Below are 8,933 nucleotides of genomic sequence, written 5' to 3' on the forward strand. Positions count from 1 at the left end.
TTGGTCAACCCTTGCGAGAGTATGGAGGCGTGATGATGAAACGGCGCGACTTTTTCAGGACGGTGATGGCGGCAGGCGCGGGCGCCAGCGTGCTCAACCCGCTGTTTGCCCTGGCGGAGGAACTGCAGGAGTTCAAGGCCCCCCCGATGCCGGATCAGCCGGTGACCAAGGTGACCGACCGCTGCTACTACATTCTGGCGAAAGACCCGGAACCCAATCCTGAGAACCACGGTTTCTTCAGCAATCCGGGCATCATCATCACCCAGAAGGGCGTGGTGGTGCTGGAGACCGGCAGTTCCGTGCAGATCGGCGAGATGGTGCTGCGTCAGATCCGCAAGCTGACAGACAAGCCGGTAGTGGCGGTGATCAACACCCACTACCATGGTGACCACTGGCTGGGCAACCACGCCTTCGTGCAGGCGTATCCCGACGTGCCCATCTACGGTCACCCGGCCATGATGCAGAAGATCAAGGACGGTGAGGGCAAGTTCTGGTTCGATTTTTTCCAGCGTCTGACCGACAATGCCATCACCGGCACGGTGATCACGCCGCCCAACCGCACGCTCAAGGGCGGTGAGACGCTGAACTTCGGTGATGTGACGCTGAAGATTCACCACTACCAGAACCCTGATTATGACAACAAGGTGCATACCGAGTCCGACCTGATGGTGGAAGTGGTGGAGGACAAGGTGATCTACAGTGGAGATGTGGCCATGCGCCGCATTGCCAATGCCTCCGACGGTTCCTTCCGCGGCACCATCGATGCCATGCAGCAGTGGATCAGGGCCTTTGACGGTCACACCATCATTCCGGGGCACGGCCCGCACGACGGCGTGGCCCTGTTCAAGGATCACCTGACCTTCTTCAAGACCATCTGGGATGATGTGGCCAAATACTATGAGGAGGGGCTGGCAGACTTCGAGATGAAGCCCAAGATCATGGAGGAGCCGTTCATGAAGAATGTGGCCAGCAAATGGCCGGGCTACAACAGCACGCTGGGCAAGTTCATTGCCGTGGCGGTGCAGGAGTACGAAAACGCCATGCTGTAAGTTCGCAACTGGCGCTTTTCATGCAGAAAACCCGCCGTTCGGCGGGTTTTTTGTTTTCCGGTAAGGAATTTTTCAGGCGAGAAAGTCGAGAATGGCGTCCAGTCCGCGGTAATCCAGCGCCGCGTCTGCTTCGGCGCGGACGGCGGGTTTGGCGTGGTAGGCCACCGACAGGCCGGCCAGCTTCATCATTTCCAGATCGTTGGCGCCGTCGCCGACGGCGATGGCCTGTTTCGGTGTGATGCCCAGCGTGTCGCACAGCTCCAGCAGATACTGCGCCTTGGTCTGTGCGGTGACGATGTCGCCCTCCACCCGGCCGGTCAGCCGGTCGTCTTCAACCGCCAGCACATTGGCGCGGGCGTAGTCCAGCCCCAGCTCCTGCTTCAGGCGCTCGGTGAAGAAGGTGAAGCCGCCGGAGACCAGCGCGAAACGGATGCCGCGCGCCTTGAGTCCGGCGATGAGTTTCTCGGCACCCGGATTGAGCGTCAGCCGCTCCTCATAGACGCATTCCAGCTCATGGGTGGGCAGGCCTTCCAGCAGGGCGACCCGCTTTCTCAGCGAGCTTTCGAAATCCAGTTCGCCGCGCATGGCCGCTTCGGTAATGGCGGCCACCTGTGGTTTGATGCCCACCTTGTCGGCAATCTCGTCCACGCATTCGATGGCGATGAGGGTGGAATCCATGTCGGAGATCAGCAGGCGCACTTCGTTCGGGTCGAAGCCCGCCGGCACGGGGTTGATGTCCAGCTCAAGCTGCCGCCGGAGCGCTTCCAGTCTGTCCTGTTCGAGCGGCTGCGGTCGTTCGATGCGATAGTGCTCCGCCAGTTTGACCGGCTGGCCGATGCCGTGGGTGAGCTGGCGCACCTGCTCGTAACTGAGGGCGTTGCTGTGAACGATGTAGGTGGTCATCAATGGCTCTCCGTTGTGCAGGCGGTGATTCTAGTGCCGGCCAGTCGGTCATGCAAAGTCTGGCCGCCGAAAAAGACCCACAGCCAGCCCAGTCCCAGGGTGGCCAGCGACAGCAGCACGGCGGCGAAACGTCTGTTGTAGTGATACCAGTCCACCGGGCCGCCATCGGTGCGGCGCAGGCACAGGCCCCACGCCTTCTCGCCCAGGGTGGGATGGCCCTGCACGTGGAACCAGGCAAAGAAGGCATAGGCGATTGCCAGCAGGTAGAGCTGCCAGGCCAGTTCGCTCATCGGCTGCTGCTCGAAGCCGGGTCCCATCACCAGCGTCCAGGGAATGCCGGCGACAAACAGCACCGCCAGCAGTGTCAGGGCGTCATAAAAAGCCGCAGCGAGAATGCGAAAAGGACTTGAATCGGATCGGTTCATGGGGGCGATTATAATGGTCGGATTCACAAAGGTGTGGAGGGACGACCATGAATCTGCCTGGTGGGGTGCTGCCGTCGAGCTGGATCATCGGTAGCTTCGCGCTGGCGCTGCTGGTGCTGTTTCAGGCCGTGCGGACGGCGCCGTGGCACAAGGTCAAGGGCGACAGTCACGCCCAGCATGTATTCTTCGGGGTCACCCTGGCCGTGGCGCTGCTGTGGTATGGCAGCGCCTCCATCGGAGACGGGCTGACCTTTCACTTTCTGATGATGACCACGGTGACGCTGCTGTTCGGCTGGCAGTTCGCCGTGCTGTCTGCGCTGCTGGCGCTGGTGGTGCTCAGCGCCTTCGGCCAGACCGGCTGGGATGCCATTGCGCTGAACTGGCTGCTGATGGGGGTGGTGCCGGCGCTGATCACCTGGTGGATCCTGCTGGCCGCCTATCGCTGGCTGCCGCACCATTTCTTCGTCTATGTGTTTCTCAACGCCTTTCTGGCCGGTGGCATCGGTACCTTCGTGGCACTGGTCCTGACCGGCCTTGCGCTCATGGGCGCGGAGGTGCAGACGGTTGAGAAGGTCAATCACAGCTTCATGCCCTACATTCCGCTGCTGGCGGCGCCGGAAGCCTTTCTCAACGGTTTCGTGATGGCGTTTCTGGTGATGTTCAAGCCGGAGTGGATCAGCACCTTTACCGATGAACACTATCTGAAGGGCAAGTAGGGCACTGGCAGGGTGTAATCTGGCTCAGAACAGTCTGTCATACCTCTGGACGATGAGGGGCATGACAAAAAAAGCCGGCATATGCCGGCTTTTTCGTGAAACCTCATGGGAGGATTACTTTTCCCACATGGGTTTTTCGTCAGCGTAGCGCTTGATCTGATCCACTTCGGCGTTGGCCACCTTCAGCGCCAGCTTGGCGTACTTCATGGCTGCCGCCTCATCACCCTTCTTCTTGGCGGCTTCGGCCTTGGCCAGGTAGTGATCCACGTAGGCCTTCTTCATCTTCTTCTGCTTCCACACGTTCTTCATCTTCTTGGCTTCGGCGTGGGCAGCCTTGGCGGCAGCGGTGATTTCCGCGTAGGTGGTGGGCTGAGACTTGGTGCCCATGCCGGAACAGGCCCCGAGGGACAGGGTGGCGGCAACGGTGGCGGTGATCAGCAGTTTTTTCATTCCAATCCTCCTGAATTCAGAGCTTTGCTTTGTAGTCCGGTTATGACCGGTTGGCAATACACTATAAAGTTTACCGGTCCCGTGTCAATCCTTATAATGAGCGCCAGAATCAAAAAAAGCCTCCGGTTCGAAGCCGCACCCTGTCATCTTCAGTGTAAGTTGTTGATTTTCAAGTTGGTGTCCCGTCTGAATCGCTCAGACAGCGCTTCGATACAAAAAACTGATTGAGGCATAAAATCAACGCTACAGGATCCGTTATGCTGCGAATCATCGAAGAAGCCTACACCTTTGACGACGTACTGCTGGTGCCCGCCCATTCCACGGTGCTGCCGGCAGACGTGGATCTGTCCACCAAGCTGACCCGCAACATCCGTCTCAACCTGCCGTTCGTCTCCGCCGCCATGGATACGGTGACCGAATCGCGTCTGGCCATCGCCATCGCGCAGGAGGGCGGCATTGGCATCATTCACAAGAACATGAGCGTGCAGGCGCAGGCCGACGAGGTGCGCCGGGTCAAGAAATATGAGCACGGCGTGGTGACTGATCCCATTACCGTGGAGGCGGACGCCACCATTGAGCAGGTGCTCAATCTGACCCGTCAGCACAACATCTCCAGCGTGCCGGTGATGAAGGGCGGTCGGCTGTTCGGCCTGGTGACCAGCCGGGATCTGCGTTTCGTCAAGGATGTGACCGCGCCCATCACCACGGTGATGACCCCGCAGGAGCGGCTGGTGACCGTACAGGAGGGGGCCTCCGAAGGCCGCATCCGCAAGCTGATGCACGAGAACCGTATCGAGCGGGTGCTGGTGGTGGACGATGACTTCAATCTCAAGGGCATGATCACCCTGACCGACATGCTCAAGGAGAGCGAGCATCCCAACGCGGCCAAGGACGCGGCGGGCCGCCTGCTGGTGGGTGCTGCGGTGGGCACCGGCGCCGGCACCGAGGAGCGGGTCGAGGCGCTGGTGGACGCTGGCGTGGACGTGATCGTGGTGGATACCGCCCACGGCCATTCTCAGGGCGTGCTGGACCGGGTGGCCTGGGTCAAGGCGCACTTTCCGGAAGTGGATGTCATCGGTGGCAATATCGCCACGGCCGAGGCGGCGCTGGATCTGGTCAAGGCCGGTGCGGATGCGGTCAAGGTGGGCATCGGCCCCGGCTCCATCTGCACCACTCGCATCGTCGCCGGTGTGGGCGTGCCGCAGCTGACGGCCATCGCCAATGTGGCCGAGGCACTCAAGGACACCGATGTGCCGTTGATCGCCGATGGCGGCATCCGCTATTCCGGCGACATCGCCAAGGCGATCGCCGCCGGCGGCTACGCGGTGATGCTGGGCAGCATGTTCGCCGGCACCGAGGAGGCACCGGGCGAAGTGGAATACTATCAGGGGCGCGCCTACAAGTCCTACCGCGGCATGGGTTCGCTGGGGGCCATGGCGCAGAAGCAGGGGTCCTCCGATCGCTATTTCCAGAGCACCAACGCGGTGGACAAGCTGGTGCCGGAAGGCATTGAGGGCCGTGTGGACTACAAGGGCCCGATGGGCGCGATCGTGCACCAGTTGGCCGGTGGCCTGCGCGCCAGCATGGGCTATACCGGCTGCGCCAACATCGAGGAGATGCGCACCAAGCCGGTGTTCGTGCGCATCACCAATGCGGGCATCACCGAAAGCCACGTGCACGATGTCACCATCACCAAGGAAGCGCCCAACTACCGCATCTGAGCGGCGACGGGTTTCTGGCAACGAACAGGGGCGGCGCGCCCCTGTTTCCATTTGAGGGGCAGGCATGCAGGACATTCACAGCGACAAGATTCTCATTCTGGACTTCGGTTCCCAGTACACCCAGCTGATCGGGCGGCGCATCCGCGAGATTGGCGTCTATTGCGAAATCGTCCCCTGGGATGTGGGCGACGACTTTGTGCGTAACTATGGCGCCAAAGGCATCGTTCTTTCCGGCGGGCCGGAGAGCGCTACGGGCGAGGACGCGCCGCGGGCGCCGCAGGCGGTGTTCGAAGCCGGGGTGCCGGTGCTGGGCATCTGCTACGGCATGCAGACCATGGCCGAGCAGCTGGGCGGCAAGGTGATTCATGCCGACACCCATGAATACGGCTATGCGCAGGTGCGTGCCCATGGCCACACGCCGCTGCTGAAGGACATCGAGGATCATGTCACGCCGGAAGGCTACGGCATTCTGGATGTGTGGATGTCCCATGGCGACCGGGTGGCGGAGATGCCGCCGGGCTTCATCCTCATGGCCAGCAACGCGTCCTGCCCCATCGCCGGCATGGCCAATGTGGAGAAACACTGGTACGGCGTGCAGTTCCATCCGGAGGTGACCCACACCAAGCAGGGCGCGCGCATTCTGGAGCGTTTCGTGGTAGACATCTGCGGTTGCGAAAAGCTGTGGACCACGGAGAACATCATTGAGGACAGCATCCAGCGCATCCGTGAGCAGGTGGGCGAAGATGAAGTGCTGCTGGGACTTTCCGGCGGTGTGGATTCCTCCGTGGTGGCGGCGCTGTTGCACAAGGCCATCGGCGATCAGCTCACCTGCGTGTTCGTGGACCACGGTCTGCTGCGCTATCAGGAGGGCGATCAGGTGATGGCCATGTTCGCGCGCCACATGGGCATCCGCGTCATCCGCGTGGACGCGCAGGATCTCTTCTTCGGCCGTCTCAAGGGCGTGACCGATCCGGAGGAGAAGCGCAAGATCATCGGACGCACCTTCGTGGAGGTGTTCGATGAGGAGGCGGCCAAGCTGACCAATGTCAAATGGCTGGCCCAGGGCACCATCTATCCGGACGTGATCGAGTCCGCCGGCAGCAAGACCGGCAAGGCCAAGGTGATCAAGTCCCACCACAATGTGGGCGGTCTGCCGGAGGAGATGAACCTCAAGTTGCTGGAGCCGCTGCGCGAGCTGTTCAAGGACGAGGTGCGCAAGCTGGGCGTGGAGCTGGGCCTGCCTTATGAGATGGTCTATCGTCACCCCTTCCCGGGGCCGGGGCTGGGCGTGCGCATTCTTGGCGAGGTGAAGAAGGAATACGCCGACATCCTGCGTCTGGCCGACCACATCTTCATTGAAGAGCTGCGCGCCGCCGACCTGTATGACAAGACCTCCCAGGCGTTCGCTGTCTTTCTGCCCATCAAGTCGGTGGGCGTGGTGGGGGATGCCCGCCGTTACGACTATGTCATCGCACTGCGGGCGGTGGAGACGGTGGATTTCATGACCGCCCGCTGGGCCCATCTCCCCTATGAGTTCCTCGAGCGGGTCTCGTCGCGCATCATCAACGAAATCCCGCGCATCTCCCGCGTGGTGTACGACATCTCTAGCAAGCCGCCGGCCACCATCGAGTGGGAGTGAGTTTTGCGCGCGTCACCGTGCCCGATCGATCAGCCGGACACCTGTCCGGCTGATCTGTCTCCGGAGGAAGCGGACCGCTTCTGGATGGGCCAGGCGCTGGCCCTGGCCGACCACGCCGCCACGCAGGGCGAGGTGCCGGTGGGCGCGGTGGCAGTGCATGACGGCCGGCGCATCGGCTGCGGCTGGAACCAGGTCATCACATTGAACGACCCCAGTGCCCATGCGGAAGTGGTGGCGCTGCGCCGGGCGGCGCAGGCGCTGGGCAATTACCGGCTGGAAGGGGTCACCCTCTATGTGACGCTGGAACCCTGCCCCATGTGCGCCGGGGCGCTGGTGCACGCCCGGATTGAGCGGCTGGTGTTCGCCACCGCCGACCCCCGTGCCGGTAGCTGTGGCAGCCTGTTCAACCTGTGCCGCTCCCCCCTGCTCAACCATCGTATCGCCATCACTGCCGGCGTGGAGAACGAGGCGGCCAGAGAGCAGTTGCAGCGTTTCTTTCAGGCGCGGCGATGATTTCAGTATTTCATGTAATAATGAAATTCTTCGTCTTTATCACGCAATAAAAATAATCAGTTTGTCAGAATATTCTGGAACCTTGAAAATGTTGCCCGCCATTTAGGAAATTTCATCGCAAAGTTCAGGAGATTTGCAATGCTGAAAAAGATCTTTGCTGCGGGCATGGGGCTCATGCTGCTGGCCGGGCAGGTATGGGCCGAGGAGCTGAAACCCTTCGTGCTGAGCACGCTCAAGCCGGCCAGCGTCACCGCCGGTGTCGAGGCGGCCAAGAAGGCGCTCACCGGCGCCGGTTTCACCGTGGTGGGCGAATATGATCCCAAGGGGGAGACCCACATCATCGTGGTCACCAGTGACGCGCTCAAGCAGATCGCTGCTCAGAGCGACAACGGCGGCTTCGGCGCCATGGAGCGGGTGGCCGTGGTCAAGCACAAGGGCAATGTGGAGGTGAGCTACACCAATCCGGCCTACTGGTGGAACGCCTACCGCATGAAAGGGGATATCGCCCCGGTGGCCGCCGCCATGAAGAAGGCGCTGGGCGATGCCGGGCAGTACGGTGCCGAACCGGGGCTGTCCGCAGGTGATCTGCGTGACTACCACTACAAGTTCATGATGCCCTATTTCACCGATGTGGACGAACTGGAGGAGTATGACAGCCACCAGCAGGGCATCGACACCATCGAGAAGAGCCTGGCCAAGCGGGTGGAAGGTGTCAGCAAGGTCTACCGCATCGACATTCCGGGCACTGAGATGACCGTATGGGGTGTGGCCTTCACCCGCGAAGGCGCCAGTGACAAGCATGTGCTGGACAATCTGGATCAGGGCGCCCACTCCCACGCCGCGCACCTGCCCTATGAGATTCTGCTCAATGGCAAGAAGGCCGTGGCGCTCAATGGCAAGTTCCGCATCGCCATCAGCTGGCCACGCCTGCCCATGGGCACCTTCATGAACATCATGTCCACGCCGGACGACATTCTGAGCCAGCTGGAGGATGTGGCCGATCCGGACGCGGATTAACGGACATTTGTCTCCCATAAAAAACTTCTGGTTGTAAAAATGCCCGCTTGCGGGCATTTTTTATGCCGAGTTTTCTGAACAGAACAGGAGTCGAGGATGCTTAGGGGAATCAGAAGGATGGTGCTGGCAGCCGCTCTGTTGCTGGCAGGGATGGCCATGGCGGCCGAGGGCTTCAAACCGTTTGTGGCCAGCACGCTCAAGCCGGCCGATCTGGATCAGGGCGTGCAGCAGGTGCGCGAAGCGCTCAAGCAGGCCGGTCTGCAGGTGCTGGCGGCTTATGCGCCCAAAAAGAACACCCGCATCGTGGTCGTCACCCATCCCGCACTGCTCAAGGCTGCGGCACAGAGTGAACGAGGCGGTTTTGGCGCCGTGGAAAGGGTGGCATTGGTCAAGCGCAAGAAAAGTGGCATGCACGTGGGCTACACCAATCCCGACTACTGGTTTCACGTCATGCGTCTGAAAGGAGACATCGCGCCGGTGCGTGCGGCCATGGAGAAGGC

Annotated in this window: 9 protein-coding genes and 1 pseudogene; 7 read left to right on the forward strand and 3 right to left on the reverse strand. The window is 61.3% G+C overall.

The genetic code is table 11. From position 1 onward, the window contains the following. Positions 1-32: 32 nt before the first annotated feature. Positions 33-1,049 (forward strand): MBL fold metallo-hydrolase, encoded by a 1,017-nt coding sequence (locus F8K16_RS04945; protein ID WP_294947775.1) that lies wholly within the window; start codon positions 33-35, stop codon positions 1,047-1,049. 72 nt (positions 1,050-1,121) lie between these two features. Here F8K16_RS04945 and serB read toward each other — a convergent pair whose 3' ends face one another. Beyond that, a complete protein-coding gene (gene serB / locus F8K16_RS04950; RefSeq protein WP_294947778.1) occupies positions 1,122-1,952 on the reverse strand; it encodes a phosphoserine phosphatase SerB in 831 nt (276 codons plus the stop codon). After that, positions 1,952-2,377, reverse strand: a complete 426-nt coding sequence (locus tag F8K16_RS04955; RefSeq protein ID WP_294947780.1) for an RDD family protein — start codon at positions 2,375-2,377, stop codon at positions 1,952-1,954. Before F8K16_RS04955 ends, serB begins: the two co-directional genes overlap by 1 nt. 47 nt (positions 2,378-2,424) lie before the next feature. On the opposite strand from F8K16_RS04955, the gene F8K16_RS04960 reads away from it, so the two are divergent. After that, the gene (locus F8K16_RS04960; RefSeq protein WP_294947783.1) at positions 2,425-3,093 is read left to right on the forward strand and encodes an energy-coupling factor ABC transporter permease; all 669 of its coding nucleotides are present in this window, start codon (positions 2,425-2,427) and stop codon (positions 3,091-3,093) included. 114 nt (positions 3,094-3,207) lie between these two features. Here the strand turns inward: F8K16_RS04960 and F8K16_RS04965 are convergent, their stop codons facing one another. Further along, positions 3,208-3,543 (reverse strand): hypothetical protein, encoded by a 336-nt coding sequence (locus F8K16_RS04965; protein ID WP_294947785.1) that lies wholly within the window; start codon positions 3,541-3,543, stop codon positions 3,208-3,210. Between the two features lie 260 nt (positions 3,544-3,803). On the opposite strand from F8K16_RS04965, the gene guaB reads away from it, so the two are divergent. From guaB to F8K16_RS04990, 5 genes and pseudogenes are all read left to right on the forward strand, one after another. Beyond that, the gene (gene guaB / locus F8K16_RS04970) at positions 3,804-5,264 is read left to right on the forward strand and encodes an IMP dehydrogenase (RefSeq protein ID WP_294947791.1); all 1,461 of its coding nucleotides are present in this window, start codon (positions 3,804-3,806) and stop codon (positions 5,262-5,264) included. 64 nt (positions 5,265-5,328) lie between these two features. Then, positions 5,329-6,903 carry a glutamine-hydrolyzing GMP synthase gene (gene guaA / locus F8K16_RS04975; protein WP_294947786.1) on the forward strand — a complete coding sequence of 525 codons (1,575 nt, stop codon included), beginning with the start codon at positions 5,329-5,331 and terminating at the stop codon, positions 6,901-6,903. Between the two features lie 3 nt (positions 6,904-6,906). Further along, a complete protein-coding gene (gene tadA / locus F8K16_RS04980; protein ID WP_294947788.1) occupies positions 6,907-7,416 on the forward strand; it encodes a tRNA adenosine(34) deaminase TadA in 510 nt (169 codons plus the stop codon). Between the two features lie 138 nt (positions 7,417-7,554). Further along, positions 7,555-8,433 carry a hypothetical protein gene (locus tag F8K16_RS04985; protein ID WP_294947789.1) on the forward strand — a complete coding sequence of 293 codons (879 nt, stop codon included), beginning with the start codon at positions 7,555-7,557 and terminating at the stop codon, positions 8,431-8,433. Positions 8,434-8,529: 96 nt separating this feature from the next. Beyond that, a pseudogene (locus F8K16_RS04990) lies at positions 8,530-8,933 on the forward strand (hypothetical protein); the annotation flags it as partial.

This window comes from Sulfurivirga sp. (assembly GCF_015490265.1).
Taxonomy (GTDB): Bacteria; Pseudomonadota; Gammaproteobacteria; order Thiomicrospirales; family Thiomicrospiraceae; genus Sulfurivirga.

Bases quoted from the DNA above. Each gene is read 5' to 3' on its own strand.
- F8K16_RS04960 (WP_294947783.1), top strand. From the start codon at position 2,425: ATGAATCTGCCTGGTGGGGTGCTGCCGTCGAGCTGGATCATCGGTAGC.
- F8K16_RS04955 (WP_294947780.1), bottom strand. From the start codon at position 2,377: ATGAACCGATCCGATTCAAGTCCTTTTCGCATTCTCGCTGCGGCTTTT.
- F8K16_RS04945 (WP_294947775.1), top strand. From the start codon at position 33: ATGATGAAACGGCGCGACTTTTTCAGGACGGTGATGGCGGCAGGCGCG.
- F8K16_RS04965 (WP_294947785.1), bottom strand. From the start codon at position 3,543: ATGAAAAAACTGCTGATCACCGCCACCGTTGCCGCCACCCTGTCCCTC.
- serB (WP_294947778.1), bottom strand. From the start codon at position 1,952: ATGACCACCTACATCGTTCACAGCAACGCCCTCAGTTACGAGCAGGTG.
- guaA (WP_294947786.1), top strand. From the start codon at position 5,329: ATGCAGGACATTCACAGCGACAAGATTCTCATTCTGGACTTCGGTTCC.
- F8K16_RS04985 (WP_294947789.1), top strand. From the start codon at position 7,555: ATGCTGAAAAAGATCTTTGCTGCGGGCATGGGGCTCATGCTGCTGGCC.